The organism is Proteus sp. G2300 (assembly GCF_009915965.1).
GTDB classification, from domain to species: Bacteria; Pseudomonadota; Gammaproteobacteria; order Enterobacterales; family Enterobacteriaceae; genus Proteus; species Proteus vulgaris.
Genome location: NZ_JAABNK010000007.1, coordinates 70,275 through 86,605 on the forward strand (window position 1 = coordinate 70,275; position 16,331 = coordinate 86,605).

Genomic DNA, 16,331 nt, shown 5'->3' on the forward strand with positions numbered 1-16,331 from the left:
AAACTAATTAATTTTACCTGGCACTAAAAAAATTCAGTCGAGACTTTTTCGCAAGGTAATTACTCTATCCTCACTAAATAGTCAGAAAATTAAAAAATCATGTTACTTAGTGTTCTCTATATTATTGGTATTACTGCAGAAGCCATGACCGGTGCGCTTGCTGCTGGTCGTCGTAAAATGGATGTTTTTGGCGTCATTATTATTGCCTCTGCAACCGCCATTGGTGGAGGCTCTGTCAGAGATATTCTCCTCGGCCATTACCCACTAGGTTGGGTTAAGCATCCTGAATATATTGTCACTGTTGCATGTGCTGCTGTTATCACCATGTGGGTTGCTCCCATGATGAAACATCTACAGCGACTCTTTCTTATCCTAGATGCCATTGGTCTCATGGTTTTCTCTATTATCGGCGCACAAATTGCACTCGATATGGAGTATGGCCCAATTATTGCTGCGATTGCCGCGGTGATTACAGGTGCTTTTGGTGGTGTATTAAGGGATATGCTTTGTAATACCATTCCTCTGGTTTTCCAAAAAGAAATTTATGCCGGTATCGCTTTTGGCGCCGCATGGCTTTATATGGGATTACTGTTTTATACACCATTACCAAGAGACGTCATTATCATCATTACCCTTATTGCAGGATTGACGGCTCGACTTCTCGCTATTCGTTATAAATTGGGCTTACCTGTCTTTAATTACGAGAATCAAGATTAACGAATCGCTGTTTTAACAACAGCGGTTATTTTTGATTCTGTGGGGTATCTCAAAATATAATCTCTTTTCGCTATTGTGATAAAAGGTAATTCCTATCACTGCACCCTTAATTATATGTTAATATTGACATAGTTTAATTTTTCTCTTGTTTTCCCAATTAAAAAAGAGAATACAATAAGAAAAAAATAGCCCTCTATTAAACATGGGCACTGTATGTCATTCATTGTATGTGTATACTATATGGGGGATTTGCTCCCTAAACTTGTATTTATACTTAATTCTCCAGTCAAATTCAGAAAGTCATCATGATCCAAGGAACTCTTTATATTGTTTCCGCTCCAAGCGGTGCGGGTAAATCAAGTCTTATTCAAGCGCTGTTAAAAACACAGCCTTTATATGACACGCAGGTTTCCGTCTCCCATACGACTCGCCCTATGCGACCGGGAGAAAGCCATGGTGAACATTACTTCTTTGTTACTGAAGAAGAATTCAAAAACATGATAGATAGCGGGGATTTCCTCGAACATGCTTGTGTTTTTGGTAACTACTACGGTACATCCGGCAAAGTCATCAAAGAAATCTTAGCCAGTGGCGTTGATGTCTTTTTAGATATTGATTGGCAAGGTGCGCAACAAGTGCGTAAAGCGATGCCTGAAGCTCGCAGTATTTTTATTCTGCCACCGTCAAAAGAAGAGCTTTATCGCCGACTTCGAGGACGTGGGCAAGATAGCGAAGAAGTGATTACAAAACGTATGTCACAAGCTGTATCGGAAATGGAACATTTTAATGAGTATGATTATTTGCTGATTAATGATGATTTCAATACTGCGCTTGCTGATTTACAATCAATTATTCGTTCCGAAAAATTACGCCTTGATCGTCAAACGCTACGACATGGTGATTTAATCAGCAAATTATTGGCAGACTGAGTTAACTTTCAGTATTATGCCCAGTCATTTCGTTAATGGTGGAGTAACACAAATATGGCACGCGTAACCGTTCAAGACGCTGTAGAAAAAATTGGTAACCGTTTTGACCTTGTTCTGGTCGCAGCACGTCGTGCGCGTCAGTTACAAGTTGGCGCTAAAGATCCTTTAGTTCCAGAAGAAAATGATAAAATGACTGTTGTCGCGCTACGTGAAATTGAAGAAGGCCTGATTAACGGTAAAATTCTTGATGCTCGTGAACGTCAAGAGCAGCAAGAGCAAGAAGCAGCAGAATTACAAGCTGTTTCAGCGATTGCGGAAGGTCGTCGTTAATCGTTTTATAAAATAGGGGTAGGTCTGCCTTGTACCTGTTTGAAAGCCTGAATCAAATCGTTCAAAAATACTTGCCATCAGAGCAAGTTGAACAACTTAAAAAAGCCTTTATCGTCGCCCGAAATGCCCACGAGGGACAAACTCGTTCAAGTGGTGAGCCTTATATTACTCACCCTGTTGCGGTTGCGTGTATTCTCGCAGATATGCGATTAGACCACCAAACGCTGATGGCGGCGTTGTTGCATGATGTTATCGAAGATACGCCTGCAACCTTTCAAGATATCGAAACTCTTTTTGGTAGTACAGTGGCCGATCTTGTTGAAGGTGTTTCTAAACTGGATAAATTAAAGTTTAGAGACAAAAAAGAGGCTCAGGCTGAAAACTTTCGTAAAATGATTATGGCGATGGTAAAAGATATCCGCGTCATTTTAATCAAACTGGCAGACCGAACTCACAATATGCGCACTCTGGGTTCATTGCGCCCAGATAAACGTCGCCGTATTGCTCGCGAAACACTCGAAATCTATAGCCCTCTGGCACATCGTTTAGGTATACATCATATCAAGACAGAGCTTGAAGAACTGGGTTTCGAGGCGCTACACCCTAATCGTTACCGAGTGATAAAAGAAGTCGTTAAGGCTGCTCGAGGTAACCGAAAAGAGATGATTAATAAAATCCTCTCTGAAATTGAAGGTCGCCTGACAGAAGCACATATCGAATGCAAAGTTAACGGTCGCGAAAAACACCTCTACTCTATCTATCGCAAAATGTTGCTAAAAGAGCAACGTTTTCACTCGATTATGGATATCTATGCCTTTCGCGTTATCGTGAAAGAAGTCGATACCTGTTATCGCGTATTAGGTCAAATGCACAGTCTTTATAAACCACGTCCGGGGCGAGTTAAAGACTATATTGCTATCCCTAAAGCTAACGGCTATCAATCTCTTCATACATCACTTATTGGCCCACATGGTGTGCCAGTTGAAGTGCAAATTCGCACTGAAGATATGGATCAAATGGCTGAAATGGGGGTTGCAGCACATTGGGCTTATAAAGAGCAAGGTGAACAACCGGGTACAACCGCACAAGTAAGAGCTCAACGCTGGATGCAAAGTCTACTTGAATTGCAACAAAGCGCAGGTAGCTCATTTGAATTTATCGAAAACGTAAAATCAGACCTTTTTCCTGATGAAATCTACGTTTTCACCCCAGAAGGTCGCATTGTTGAATTACCAACGGGGGCGACGCCTGTCGATTTTGCGTATGCTGTACACACTGATATTGGTCATGCGTGTGTGGGTGCAAGAGTTGATAGACAACCTTATCCACTTTCACAATCGCTACGCACAGGACAAACCGTTGAAATTATTACGGCTCCAGGTGCAAGACCGAATGCGGCTTGGCTAAACTTTGTCGTCAGTTCAAGAGCCCGCTCTAAAATTCGCCAACTACTGAAAAATTTAAAACGCGAAGACTCCATTAATTTAGGCCGCCGTTTATTGAATCATGCTCTAGGTGAGCATAAGCTCACTGATATTTCAGCCGAGAATATTGAGCGTGAATTGAAGCGAATGAAGCTTCATTCCATTGATGACTTAATGGCTGAGATTGGTTTAGGTAACACTATGAGTGTTGTTGTCGCGCGTAATTTATTAATTGATAGCCACAATCAAGATGATAACGCACAAACAAATGCAACTAATGATGAAACACCTAAACTGCCAATTAAAGGTGCCGATGGCGTATTGATCTCCTTTGCTAAATGTTGTCGTCCTATTCCAGGTGATCCTATCGTGGCACATATTAGCCCAGGAAAAGGCTTGGTTATTCACCATGAATCTTGTCGTAATATTCGTGGTTATCAGAAAGAGCCTGAAAAATTCATGCCTGTCGAATGGGATAAAGAGATCAACAGTGATTTCATTACTGAAATCAAAGTCGATATGATTAACCATCAAGGTGCATTAGCAAACTTAACCGCCGCAATCAATGATGCAAATTCAAGTATTCAAAGTATGAATACAGAAGAAAAAGATGGTCGTGTGTATTGTGCTTTTATTCGCTTAACTGCGAAAGACAGAATTCAATTAGCCAATATCATGCGTAAACTTCGCATCATGCCTGATGTTCTGCGCGTTAGCCGCAATAAAAACTAATCATGAATTCAATTCGATATGCCCGCATCTGCCAAATGATGGCAATGCGGCAACCCGACCTGACAGTTTGCCTTGAAGAAGTGCATAAATCCCATAATGTGGCAGCAGTCATAAGAACAGCTGATGCCGTGGGTATTCCTAAAATTCATGCTATTTGGCCTGAAGAAAAAATGCGAATGCTCATCTCCCCCGCAGCAGGAAGTAACAGTTGGGTAAATGTCGAAACACACCCTTCAATCACTGATGCCGTGAATGTCTTTCGTACTCAAGGTATGCAAGTTCTTGCGACACATCTCTCAGATAAAGCTGTCGATTTCCGCGAGATTGATTACACTCGCCCAACTTGTATTATTATGGGACAGGAAAAAACAGGTATCTCACAAGATGCTATCGCACTTGCCGATCAAGATATCATTGTTCCTATGATGGGTATGGTGCAATCACTGAATGTTTCGGTTGCCAGTGCTTTAATTTTGTATGAAGCACAACGACAACGCCAGGCCGCGGGTATGTATAATCGAACAGAGAGCGCCCTGACAAAAGAACAACAACAAATTCTGCTATTTGAAGGTGGATACCCAGTATTGGCTGAAGTTTCTCGCCGAAAAGGCCTGCCTCGCCCATACATTAATGATCGTGGTGAAATAGAAGCACCTGACTCATGGTGGGCTGAAATGCAAATGACACAAAAACAACTTAGGAAATTAAAAAAGACGGAGTATTGATCCCATGAAAGGAAAACTGCTTGATGCAATCCCCTTAACCACTCTTCACGGCGTAGGTGCAAGTCAGGCAGACAAGCTGGCAAAAATAGGGCTTGTGACTATTGAGGATTTATTACTCCACCTTCCTTTGCGTTATGAAGATCAAACACATTTATATGCCATTAGTGATCTCCTTCCCGGTATTCCTGCGACTGTTTCAGGTGAAATCTTAAGAACCGAGGTCAGTTTTGGCCGACGAAAAATGATGACCTGCCAAATTTCTGATGGCTCAGGAATTTTAACGCTCCGATTTTTTAACTTTACGGCGGCGATGAAAAATAACCTTGCTCAAGGTAAACAAGTCACGGCCTATGGCGAGGTTAAACGTGGAAGTAGAGGCCCTGAAATTATTCATCCTGAATATAAAATTAAAGTGGCTGGTGCTGAAGTTAAACTGCAAGAAACTCTCACTCCCATCTATTCAACGACAGAAGGCTTACGCCAAACATCATTACGTAAATTAATAGAGCAAGCATTAGAATTACTTGATACCTGTGCTATTAACGAATTATTACCTGAGCAATTTATTCATGGTTTACCCCCGCTAGCCACAGCATTACGTACTTTACATAATCCGCCTCCTGATATCGCTTTTGCTGAACTTGAGAAAGGACAGCATCCTGCGCAAAAAAGGCTAATTATTGAAGAATTGCTAGCTCACAATCTAGGTATGCTCAATGCAAGAGCTGGTGCACAATCTTATCGTGCAGAGCCATTGTTTATGCCATATACATCAACATTACGTCAGCAATTTCTCGCCTCTCTCCCCTTTACCCCGACTAATGCACAACAACGTGTCGTCAATGAGATAGAAACAGATTTAGAAAAAGACTATCCAATGATGCGATTGATCCAAGGAGATGTAGGCTCAGGTAAAACGCTAGTTGCCGCATTAAGTGCGTTACGTGCTATTGCTAATGGTAAGCAAGTGGCTTTAATGGCACCAACAGAATTGTTAGCAGAGCAACATGCATTAACCTTTAGAAAATGGTTTGAGCCTTTTGGTATCCAAGTAGGTTGGCTAGCAGGAAAACAGAAAGGGAAAGCCCGCGAAACACAGCAAAATGCCATTGCGAATGGTGAAGTATCGATCATTATTGGAACACATGCGATTTTCCAAGAACAAGTTAAATTTCACTCTCTAGCCTTAGTGATTATTGATGAACAACACCGTTTTGGAGTACACCAACGTCTCGCTTTATGGAAAAAAGGTGAAGAGCAAGGCTTTCATCCTCACCAATTAGTAATGACAGCAACCCCGATCCCACGTACCTTAGCGATGACCGCTTATGCCGATATGGATACGTCTATCATCGACGAATTACCGCCGGGGCGTACGCCTGTTACTACTGTCGCTATCCCTGATACTCGCCGTAATGACATTATTGAACGCATCAGACTGGCTTGCACAGAAGAGAATCGACAAGCCTATTGGGTATGCACCCTAATTGAAGATTCTGAAGTGCTTGAAGCGCAAGCAGCCCAAGTTATCTATGATGAACTAACAATAGCACTCCCTGAAATCAAAGTAGGATTGGTACATGGGCGAATGAAGCCCACAGAGAAACAAGCTGTAATGGCGGCATTTAAAGAAAATGAATTACACCTCCTCGTTGCAACAACTGTTATTGAAGTTGGTGTCGATGTACCTAACGCCAGTTTGATGATTATTGATAACCCTGAAAGATTAGGTCTTGCGCAATTACATCAACTACGTGGTCGTGTTGGCCGTGGTGCGATTGCCTCTCATTGTGTTTTACTTTATAAAACCCCCTTAACGCAGACCGCTCGTTTACGATTACAGGTATTAAGAGACAGCAATGATGGCTTTGTCATTGCCCAAAAAGATCTCGAAATTCGTGGCCCTGGTGAGCTTCTAGGTACTAAGCAAACAGGTAATGTACAATTTAAAGTGGCTGATTTATTACGCGATCAGGGACTCATTCCTGAAGTACAACGTATTGCACGTTACCTACATGAACATTACCCTAAGCATTCACAAGCCTTAATCGAACGCTGGTTACCGACTAAAACACAGTATAGCCAAGCATAAGATCATTCTTTGCATCGCCTTAACATGCCGTTAAACTCGATTCAGCGTGATATTGAAATAGAACATCCCATAAAAAAACACCCCAATGCTGAAAACCAACAATGGGGTGCTATTTAATACAGAGATACTTCTTCAGTGATAACGGTAAAACTATCCTGCTATAGGTGTAAAGAATGGCAATAGTAGATACAGCTTGATCACTATTGCATTCACAATATCAATAAAGAACGCACCAACCATTGGTACGACTAAGAACGCTAGATGAGAAGGCCCAAAACGATCCGTAACGGCTTGCATATTGGCAATTGCCGTTGGTGTTGCCCCTAAACCAAAACCACAGTGACCCGCAGCTAAAACCGCCGCATCGTAATTTTTACCCATTACTCGGAATGTCACAAAAATAGCGTATAGCGCCATGACACCCGCTTGAACGCCAAGGATAACCAACATAGGTATCGCCAGAGATGCAAGCTCCCATAATTTCAAGCTCATTAATGCCATCGCTAAGAATAACGATAAACTTACGTTACCTAAAACGGACACAGCTCTATCAAAAACACGATAGAAACCAAGCATTGACAGGCTATTACTTAAAATAACGCCGATAAACAGGACACACACAAAGGTCGGTAATGAGAATGCAGTACCTTCTAATAATTGAGAAAGGAATGTACCCGCCATTAAACAAATCGCGATCATCGCAATGGTTTCTAACAAGACCATTGACGTGATCATTCTACCTGTAGTGGGTTTCTCAAACGCTGTTGGCATTTCATGGTCGTCAGCTCCTAATCCTGGCGTTGGAATATTTTTGATTAAGTAGCGCGCAACAGGGCCACCAATCAATCCTCCCAAAACTAAACCAAAGGTTGCACACGCCATTGCCACTTCAGATGCACTCATGAAGCCATAATTTTCAACGAACGTTTTACCCCAAGCCGCTCCTGTACCATGACCACCCGATAATGTAATCGAGCCTGCAAGTAATCCCATTAATGGATCAAGACCTAACATTTTTGCTAGCGCGATACCAACGGTATTTTGCACTAACAACAACCCAACAACGACAAAGACGAAAATAAAAAGCGCTTTTCCTCCGGCCTTTAAGCTCGCGAGATTTGCGTTTAACCCGATTGTTGCAAAGAAGGCTAGCATTAATGGATCTTTAAGTGACAGATCAAAACTGACTTCCCAATCCATAAAAGATTTAAATGCTAATAAAAGAACTGCAACAAGTAGCCCACCTGCAACAGGTTCTGGGATCGTATACCGTTCTAAAAAAGGAACAGATTTCACTAACTTACGTCCGATCAAGAGAACCAAAGTGGCCGCAACCAGCGTGCCATAAACATCAAGATGATACATTTATGTACCCCGTCTTATTTGTTAATTTTATATAAAAATACTACGACGCTAAGTTCATCCATAAACAACGCCAAAAGCAGGTATCCCCGATTAGAAAAAAAAACGGAGACAAACACAAGTTAAAACATATAAAAATGTGAGCGCCTCTTATGCATTTTGATAACATCATTTTCACGCAAACGATTGCTTTTGTGGCGCAGATCATTAAAATACCGTTTTTGTCGAATAAGAAATTCACACCATGGTTACTTCAGAAAATCAAAAATTGCCTAAAGATAGTGATGTTTCAGTTAAAAAAAATAGCGAGCTTCTTTTTGCTTTAGAAGAAAAACCGCCATTAGCTCAAACGCTTTTTGCCGCATGTCAGCACCTTTTAGCCATGTTTGTCGCAGTTATTACTCCCGCAATTTTAATTTGCCAAGCATTAGGACTACCGGCACACGATACCCAACGCATTATTAGTATGTCTTTATTTGCATCAGGTATTGCCTCTTTAATACAAATTCGTGCGTGGGGGCCAATTGGTTCAGGATTATTATCGATCCAAGGAACTAGTTTTAACTTTGTTGCGCCTTTAATCATGGGGGGCTTAGCTCTTAAAAATGGCGGTGCCGATATTCCAACAATGATGGCAGCCCTTTTTGGAACCTTAATGATCGCCTCATTAACAGAAATCGTCCTTTCACGCGTACTTCACCTAGCAAGACGTATCATTACGCCTTTAGTTTCAGGCGTAGTCGTGATGATTATTGGTCTATCATTAATTCAAGTCGGATTAACGTCTATAGGTGGCGGTTATGCTGCTATCGAAAATAATACTTTTGGCTCACCACAGAACTTATTGTTAGCAGGCTCTGTACTTATCGTCATTATTTTACTAAACCGACAAAAAAACCCTTATTTACGCGTTGCCTCTTTAGTTATTGCAATGACTGTCGGTTATATTCTTGCTTGGGCACTTGATATGTTACCAACGCCAATAGAACATCAAGAAACACCGCTGATGACGATCCCTGAGCCATTTTATTATGGGTTGTCATTTGATTGGCATTTACTTATTCCTTTAATGCTGGTGTTTATGATCACCTCACTGGAAACCATTGGTGATATCACCGCTACATCGGATGTTTCTGAACAACCTGTGAGTGGCCCTGTTTATATAAAACGTATTAAAGGGGGCGTTTTGGCTAATGGAATTAACTCCATGGTTTCAGCATTTTTCAATACCTTCCCAAACTCTTGCTTTGGTCAAAATAATGGTGTAATTCAATTAACAGGCGTTGCTAGTCGTTATGTAGGTTATGTTGTAGCAGCAATGCTTGTTATTTTAGGCTTATTTCCATTCGTTGCGGAATTTGTGCAACGAATTCCTGAGCCTGTATTGGGTGGGGCAACATTAGTCATGTTCGGTACGATTGCCGCATCTGGTGTACGTATCGTTTCTAAAGAAGCATTAAATCGCCGAGCAATTATGATCCTTGCGATTTCACTTGCTGTGGGATTAGGCGTTTCACAACAACCTCAAATATTACAGTTTGCACCTGATTGGTTAAAAACTTTACTCTCATCAGGTATTGCCGCGGGTGGTTTAACAGCCATTATTTTAAATCTGATTTTTCCACCAGAAAAATAATTAGAAAATCAGTCTATAAAGCGTTATTTCTCCGATTAAGAAATAACGCTTTATCTTCAAATTCAAAGTGATGGGTGTTTTTATACAAGCATTTTCCTTTCTGTTGCAGTAATTAATACTTATGATTTAACTGATGATAAAAGGAAAAGAGATGCCAACCTCATTCAATATTGTCAACAATAAAGCTCTGCAATTTCTCAAAACACATCCTTCTACTGCAAATTACCATATAAAAACGCTTGGTCAGTTTTTTACTTATCTTAAAGATTCCATTCTTTCATTATTTAACACCAACCATAAATTTGCATATTTAGGTAATAAATCAGTCGCTGAATTTAATCTAGAACATATGCAAAAAGATCTAAATACTTTTTTGGCGAATCCACACTTAAACCAGCCCCAAAACAAAGACAAATCGGATGCTCTTCAATATTCATTTGATTACTTACAAAACCAGATTCGCATCACACCTAATTTTTATGATATTTATCGTTCAGGAAGTCTAGAACCTAATGAATTGATTTCCCAATTAATTAATTACAATAATAAATTAAAAAACAAGGATCTAAATAATACAGAAAAACAGTATTTTCAAACGACGATAAATATATTAGAAGAAGTAAGAAACCAATTAGATAAATTTCCAAACTCACAGAATTTGATAAACAAAATATCTTATCTCATTAATAAGTAGGTTAAGACTCTTTGATTTATCAGATGAAAGCTTGAGCATCGCTCAGTTTTCAGGCATAACTGTATAATGTTTTGATGGAGTATAAAACTACGGGAGAAGGGTTATGCGCTGGTTGATGAAAAGTTTGGTATCTCTGATACTTATCGTGATTTTATTTATTATTATAATTTATGCTTTCATCCAAACTCAGTGGGGCGCACAAAAAACAAGCGAATGGCTAACACAATATACTGACTATGATATTCGCTTCTCCGGCATTGAGCATGACCTTGCGCAACCAGAACAAATTATTGTTTATGACCTTTTCGTTAATCCTAAACAAGACAAAACAACCGTATCTGCAAAATCAGCGCAAATTCGATTTGATTGGCAATTTTTTACTGCGCCTTCTCACCTTCAAAAAATCACATTAGAAAATGGCAATATTGAATTTACTAATAAAACCACTTCGATGCCGTTAAGTGCTGATATTCTGCAATTTAAAAATATGGCGTTAAACGGTACTCAAACCAATTTTTCTTTTGAAGCCCAAAAAGTCACTGGTGGTATTACGCCTTGGGTACCAACCTCAACAGATTTTATTGGCGCTGGTCATTTCCAATTTTCTATTGCTAATGGCATGATAAATAATAATGAATTCAGTAACTTTATCATTTCTGGTCAATATCAACCCAATCATATTCAAATAGAAAAATTGGGAACGCGTTTACTCAATGGTTCACTATCATTAAGTGGTCAGTATCAAGATAATCAATGGAAACTTGATGACGTCTATATGAACGGCTTACGCTGGCAATCGTCTCAAACCTTCAGTGATTTAATGCAATCAATTTCTGAATATCCTCATATTAGCATAAGAGCACTTAATATTGTTGATTTTACGGCAGAAGGAAAACAATGGGCTGTGAGTGGCTTTGATGGGCAATTCTCTCAATTTAACTGGGGTAAAAACCTTGCATTCACAACAGGTGAACTCAACGCAAATGACATTGTTTTTCAAGATGAACATTTCACTGATCTTATCGCAAAACTGAATCAACAAAATAATCAGCTCAATCTCGATAACCTTAGTTTACGTTATGAAAAAGGCCTAATTAAACTTGCTGGTAATTGGAATAAAGACAATAAAACCATTTCTATTCACGAAGCGACGCTTTCAGGCCTTTTATATACCCTTCCTGAAAATTGGCTCGTTTTTCTAGCTAAACCAATTGACGACAGCTATGATATTAAAAATATAACTATCGAACAGTTATCCATAAACCAATCAATTTTAATTGATATCACACCAGAATTTCCTTTCCAATTCACAGGATTAACAGGAAAACTGCAAAATTTAATAATTGCAAAAGAAGGTGAATGGGGATTATGGCAAGGCTCAGCAAGATTAAATGCAGATAGTGGAACATTAAATCGTATTGAATTACGTCGCCCTGATTTAAACATTGTCACTCAGCAGGATAACGCAATTGTTGAGCAATATTCGGCCTTTATTGGTGATGGCATTGTGCGAGGCTCAGCGGGTTTAGTGCAATCTAGCCAACAACGCCAATTCTCACTGATTGCTAATGGACTGAATGTCCCATTATCAACACCATATACATTAGGTTTAAAAACAACCTACTCTGACGAAATAGGTCAATTTACACTAAAATTGAAAGGTGATTTACGTGCAAACTCCGTGGTATCAACACTTAATGGTACATTAACTGGAAGTAACGGTGAGCAACAAATACTCAACTCAGTAATACAAAACGGCGAAATAATTAATCACCTATAATCTTGATCTTTCGCAGGAGCACGGATTGCTCCCTTAATAAAAAGCGTTACAATGCGTCATTACCCTTTTCTTTATTGTGGAGTTTTCATGTCTGACGAAGATTTTTCCCCTGAAAAAATATCTTTAAATACGTTTCAACAATCTCCTTTAACTGCACTTGAAGATAACAGCACACTGCTTGTGTGTGATGACCACGAAACTCCATTGTTCTATTGCCTATCGAAAGAAGACTATGACACTTTAATTGAACGCGTTATGAATGCCGAACTTGCTGCGATTGTGCTTGAACGTCGTCAAAATAAATTAGATGAGTTGAATTTAGACTAGTATTATCGATGCATAAATAGAGCAAACAAAAAACACCCTTTCAGGTGTTTTTTTGTTTTTCTCGCATCTACAAAGATGAAATTAACGCTTTTTCTTTTTTCGGCCTGGCTGAACAAAGCGCTTACGTGCATTATTTTCTGATTCTTTGTTTTTTGTTTCAGGAATATAAATACCCAGCGCTTTTGCATTACTACTGATTTGTTTTTTCGGTTTATTCTGCTTAGCTTTTGGTGGTGCTTCAGACGTTGATTTCTCAATCGCTTCAAATAAAGTGATCAGTTCGTCATCGGTCAGATCACGCCATTCACCAACCGGTAATCCTGATAAACTCACATTCATAATACGAACGCGTTCAAGCTTAGTGACTTCATAACCAAAATATTCGCACATACGACGAATTTGGCGATTTAAACCTTGAACTAAGGTAATACGAAACACCATTGGCGCCTCTTTTTTCACCTTACATTTCTTCGTTTTTTGCCCCATGATAGGTACGCCAGCACCCATTCCATGAATAAATTCATCTGTAATCGGTTTATTTACTGTCACAAGGTACTCTTTTTCATGAGAGTTACCTGCACGTAAGATTTTATTGACTAAATCACCATGGTTAGTCAATAAAATTAGCCCTTGAGAATCTTTATCTAAGCGCCCAATAGGAAAAACTCGGGTACTGTGGTTAACATAGTCAACAATATTATCTTTTTCGCCATCATCTGTAGTACTCACAATACCCACAGGCTTATTCAGCGCGATTAAAACAAGCTCAGAGTTATCCTGTGCTTCAATTAATCGACCATTGACTTTGACTTCATCGCCAGCAAATACTTGTGAGCCAATACCGGCTCGTTTACCATTAATAAGGACAAGTCCTTGCTCAATATAACGGTCAGCTTCTCGACGTGAGCAGATCCCGCTTTCACTGATATATTTATTAAGACGAGTAGATAAATTGGTGTCCATGCTTCCCTCCGTAAACTGCGAAATATACATCAATTGGATAGCGATAGAAACTCTATAAAATAAGCATTAAAGCACAGTCTTTTATCTCTCTACCTGAATGTCAAAAAAACAATAGAAAAGGAGTATTAACTTATTAAAAAATTTATTTCAATAAGTTAATATCATGATATTTAGCACTGTTCTTTTTGTGAAGGTAACACAATATAAGTCCCGCTAAAGACAGCACCTACACCTTCATCACCACAAATATCAACGTCTAGTTTAATACGCGCTTTACTCCCTTTCGCTAATCGTCCTAAATCTCCACTCAAATTTTCCATATCAGCAACAGCGGCAGGACGTCCAGAAACAGGTTTTCGATAGCGAATATGAGCATCCACTAACACAATATCACCTTGTAATTTGTGCTCTTGCATTAATAACCAAATCAATCCCCAACCTGTTAAGGTAGCAAGTGAAAATTGACTACCTGCAAAAATAGTGTGATGAGGATTTTGATTTCCAGCTTCGGGAATAGTGGTATAAAAACGTGTTCCCGTGTATTGAGTAATACGTAATCCCATTTTTTCACTTAAAGGGATATGTTGGTGCCACTGTTTTTGTAATTCAGCACACCAGTCTGGTCGATGAAGAATATCATCTAAAGACTCAATACTTTTTTTCATAAAGAAGTGTTTAATGGGTGTGGTTTGTGGGCCTGTAACTAGACCACAGTTTTCATAACCTAACTTCTCAAAAAAGTTGACAGACTCTTCTCTTGCACTACACACTATCCGTTTTATACCTTCTTGACGAGCCAATGACTCTAATGCCATTGCAACAAGAGTTCCTAAGCCTTTACCTTGTGCATCTGTACGTACCGCCATAAAGCGGATAGCACCTTCATTATCCGCATTAATATAAAGTCGCCCAATTGCAACAGGTTGCCCGGTTTCATCGACAACCATTTGATGATGAGCAAGGGTATCATAACCGTCTTTTTCAGAGCCTTCAGGTTGATGTAGAGGTTTACGAAGCATTTCCCAGCGAAAAGCATAATAAGCATCGAATTCCGCCTCTGTTTTTGGGGTTCGTAAATGGTACATATCTGAGCTCCTCTTAACATCACTGACTATTTAACACTACACCTGTAACCAGAATGTGACAGGTCCGTCATTAGTCAGTGTGATTTGCATATCAGCAGCAAATTGGCCTGTTTGTGTTTCTAAACCTTGTTGCTGACATTGTTCAATAAAGTAGTGATAGAGATTTTTCGCTAATTCTGGAGAAGCACCATTCGAAAATCCTGGGCGCATACCTTTTTGTGTTTCTGCAGCAAGTGTAAATTGAGAAACAACGAGCAAACTTCCCCCAGCTTGTTTCACATTCAGGTTCATTTTGTCGTCTTCATCACTGAATATGCGATAACCACAGACTTTTTCACATAACCTTTTCGCTTTTTGTTCGTTATCGTCTTTCTCTACACCTAATAGAACTAATAAGCCTTGATTAATAGCGCCGACTGTTCCACCAGCAATATCCACTTTTGCTTGTGTTACTCGTTGAATTAACGCGATCATACTCTCTCCGAAATAAATCAATAAAAAAGGATAACAAATTCAATTCATTGTTATCCTTACGATAGCATTATTCTTCTACTGGGAGAGTAAAATCGTAATCTTTGAAATACTCGATAATGGTATTTTTATCAATTACGTGTACTGCATTCATGCCAACCGAAAGAGCGGCATCAACATTAATTTGTAGATCATCAAAAAAAACAGCATTTTGTGCTTCAACATCTTCAGATTCTAAAACATACTTAAAGAGTTCAGGATCTGGTTTTCTCATACCAAGATCTTGCGACAAATAGAGAAAGTCAGCAGAAGCCGCAATTTCAGGATAGTGTTCAGGCCAGTAATCTTGATGCAAGCGATTCGTATTTGATAACACCACAACCCGATGCCCTTGCTCTCTTAATTTATTCATTATATCAATGACTTCAGGTCGTACTGCGATAAAAATAGCCTGCCATCCTTCAGCGAATTGCTCAAAGCTTAAGCTCATGCCAAGTTCTGAGTTAATTTCTTCAGCAAATTCGATATCTGTAATATTACCGCGTTCATGTAATTTAAAAACTTCGCCTGCTGTAAAGTTCTTTTTTATGCTTGCAAGTGGAACACCGCTAAGCTTACTCCATACTGCGAATACTCGGTTAAAATCGATATCAATAATCACATTACCCATATCAAAGATATAAAGCATAAATCCTCTCCATAATAGAAAACTCATTTTACTTTAATCATAAATCGCTTTACTGAACAGGCTTAAACGTTAAAAAAGTACAATAATCACACTTAATTTTTAAGCAATCCCAAAAACCTGAATAATAGAGTAGGAAAAATGGTACTAAGCGTAGAAATATTTAAATATGAAATGGATTTAGGGAAACTTGAAGTGATTAGTACACTTAGTCATTATCTTTTTTTCGCATTAGATAAACTAAGCCACTTATTTTCAAGTGATAAAGAAGTTAGGTTTTTAGCTATCTAATTTAAGGACAATCACCGTCAATTTCAGTGCATCAATCAACATAAAATATACAGCAACCCACGAATAAACATTAAAAAAATACAATATG

The 16,331-nt window shown here is 39.2% G+C and carries 15 protein-coding genes; 10 read left to right on the forward strand and 5 right to left on the reverse strand.

Features of this window, described 5'->3' with window-relative positions:
• The first annotated feature begins 99 nt into the window (after positions 1 to 99).
• The 6 genes from GWI97_RS05590 to recG all read left to right on the forward strand — a co-directional run bounded on the left by GWI97_RS05590 (position 100) and on the right by recG (position 6,949).
• On the forward strand, positions 100 to 717 hold the full coding sequence (locus GWI97_RS05590; RefSeq protein WP_006534609.1) for a trimeric intracellular cation channel family protein: 618 nt from the start codon (positions 100 to 102) through the stop codon (positions 715 to 717).
• 305 nt (positions 718 to 1,022) lie between these two features.
• Positions 1,023 to 1,646 carry a guanylate kinase gene (gene gmk, locus GWI97_RS05595; protein WP_036933844.1) on the forward strand — a complete coding sequence of 208 codons (624 nt, stop codon included), beginning with the start codon at positions 1,023 to 1,025 and terminating at the stop codon, positions 1,644 to 1,646.
• A 54-nt stretch (positions 1,647 to 1,700) separates the two neighbouring features.
• A complete protein-coding gene (rpoZ, locus tag GWI97_RS05600; protein ID WP_006534607.1) occupies positions 1,701 to 1,976 on the forward strand; it encodes a DNA-directed RNA polymerase subunit omega in 276 nt (91 codons plus the stop codon).
• 29 nt (positions 1,977 to 2,005) lie between these two features.
• Positions 2,006 to 4,132, forward strand: coding sequence for a bifunctional GTP diphosphokinase/guanosine-3',5'-bis pyrophosphate 3'-pyrophosphohydrolase (spoT, locus tag GWI97_RS05605; protein WP_036933842.1), 2,127 nt, complete (start codon positions 2,006 to 2,008; stop codon positions 4,130 to 4,132).
• A gap of 2 nt (positions 4,133 to 4,134) precedes the next feature.
• Entirely contained in the window at positions 4,135 to 4,857 is a 723-nt protein-coding gene (trmH, locus tag GWI97_RS05610) for a tRNA (guanosine(18)-2'-O)-methyltransferase TrmH (protein ID WP_036933840.1), read from the forward strand.
• A gap of 4 nt (positions 4,858 to 4,861) precedes the next feature.
• Positions 4,862 to 6,949 carry an ATP-dependent DNA helicase RecG gene (gene recG, locus GWI97_RS05615; protein WP_036933838.1) on the forward strand — a complete coding sequence of 696 codons (2,088 nt, stop codon included), beginning with the start codon at positions 4,862 to 4,864 and terminating at the stop codon, positions 6,947 to 6,949.
• Between the two features lie 150 nt (positions 6,950 to 7,099).
• On the opposite strand, the gene gltS is transcribed toward recG, so the two are convergent.
• On the reverse strand, positions 7,100 to 8,314 hold the full coding sequence (gene gltS / locus GWI97_RS05620; protein WP_036933836.1) for a sodium/glutamate symporter: 1,215 nt from the start codon (positions 8,312 to 8,314) through the stop codon (positions 7,100 to 7,102).
• A 241-nt stretch (positions 8,315 to 8,555) separates the two neighbouring features.
• Here gltS and GWI97_RS05625 point away from each other — a divergent pair, with 241 nt between their 5' ends.
• The 4 genes from GWI97_RS05625 (at position 8,556) to GWI97_RS05640 (ending at position 12,748) form a co-directional block, all read left to right on the forward strand.
• Positions 8,556 to 9,947: a uracil-xanthine permease family protein gene (locus GWI97_RS05625; RefSeq protein ID WP_161751869.1), complete on the forward strand. Its 1,392-nt coding sequence runs from the start codon at positions 8,556 to 8,558 to the stop codon at positions 9,945 to 9,947.
• A 151-nt stretch (positions 9,948 to 10,098) separates the two neighbouring features.
• On the forward strand, positions 10,099 to 10,641 hold the full coding sequence (locus GWI97_RS05630) for a hypothetical protein (RefSeq protein WP_036933831.1): 543 nt from the start codon (positions 10,099 to 10,101) through the stop codon (positions 10,639 to 10,641).
• A 103-nt stretch (positions 10,642 to 10,744) separates the two neighbouring features.
• The gene (locus GWI97_RS05635; protein ID WP_161751870.1) at positions 10,745 to 12,421 is read left to right on the forward strand and encodes an AsmA family protein; all 1,677 of its coding nucleotides are present in this window, start codon (positions 10,745 to 10,747) and stop codon (positions 12,419 to 12,421) included.
• An 87-nt stretch (positions 12,422 to 12,508) separates the two neighbouring features.
• Complete coding sequence (locus GWI97_RS05640; RefSeq protein WP_036933827.1) at positions 12,509 to 12,748, forward strand: hypothetical protein; 240 nt, start codon at positions 12,509 to 12,511, stop codon at positions 12,746 to 12,748.
• Between the two features lie 81 nt (positions 12,749 to 12,829).
• On the opposite strand, the gene rluF is transcribed toward GWI97_RS05640, so the two are convergent.
• The 4 genes from rluF to yihX form a co-directional block, all read right to left on the reverse strand.
• The gene (rluF, locus tag GWI97_RS05645; protein WP_036933825.1) at positions 12,830 to 13,711 is read right to left on the reverse strand and encodes a 23S rRNA pseudouridine(2604) synthase RluF; all 882 of its coding nucleotides are present in this window, start codon (positions 13,709 to 13,711) and stop codon (positions 12,830 to 12,832) included.
• A gap of 170 nt (positions 13,712 to 13,881) precedes the next feature.
• Positions 13,882 to 14,796 carry a fatty acid biosynthesis protein FabY gene (gene fabY / locus GWI97_RS05650; RefSeq protein WP_036933823.1) on the reverse strand — a complete coding sequence of 305 codons (915 nt, stop codon included), beginning with the start codon at positions 14,794 to 14,796 and terminating at the stop codon, positions 13,882 to 13,884.
• Between the two features lie 36 nt (positions 14,797 to 14,832).
• The gene (dtd, locus tag GWI97_RS05655) at positions 14,833 to 15,270 is read right to left on the reverse strand and encodes a D-aminoacyl-tRNA deacylase (RefSeq protein WP_036933821.1); all 438 of its coding nucleotides are present in this window, start codon (positions 15,268 to 15,270) and stop codon (positions 14,833 to 14,835) included.
• A 67-nt stretch (positions 15,271 to 15,337) separates the two neighbouring features.
• The gene (gene yihX / locus GWI97_RS05660) at positions 15,338 to 15,955 is read right to left on the reverse strand and encodes a glucose-1-phosphatase (RefSeq protein WP_036933819.1); all 618 of its coding nucleotides are present in this window, start codon (positions 15,953 to 15,955) and stop codon (positions 15,338 to 15,340) included.
• Positions 15,956 to 16,331: the final 376 nt, after the last annotated feature.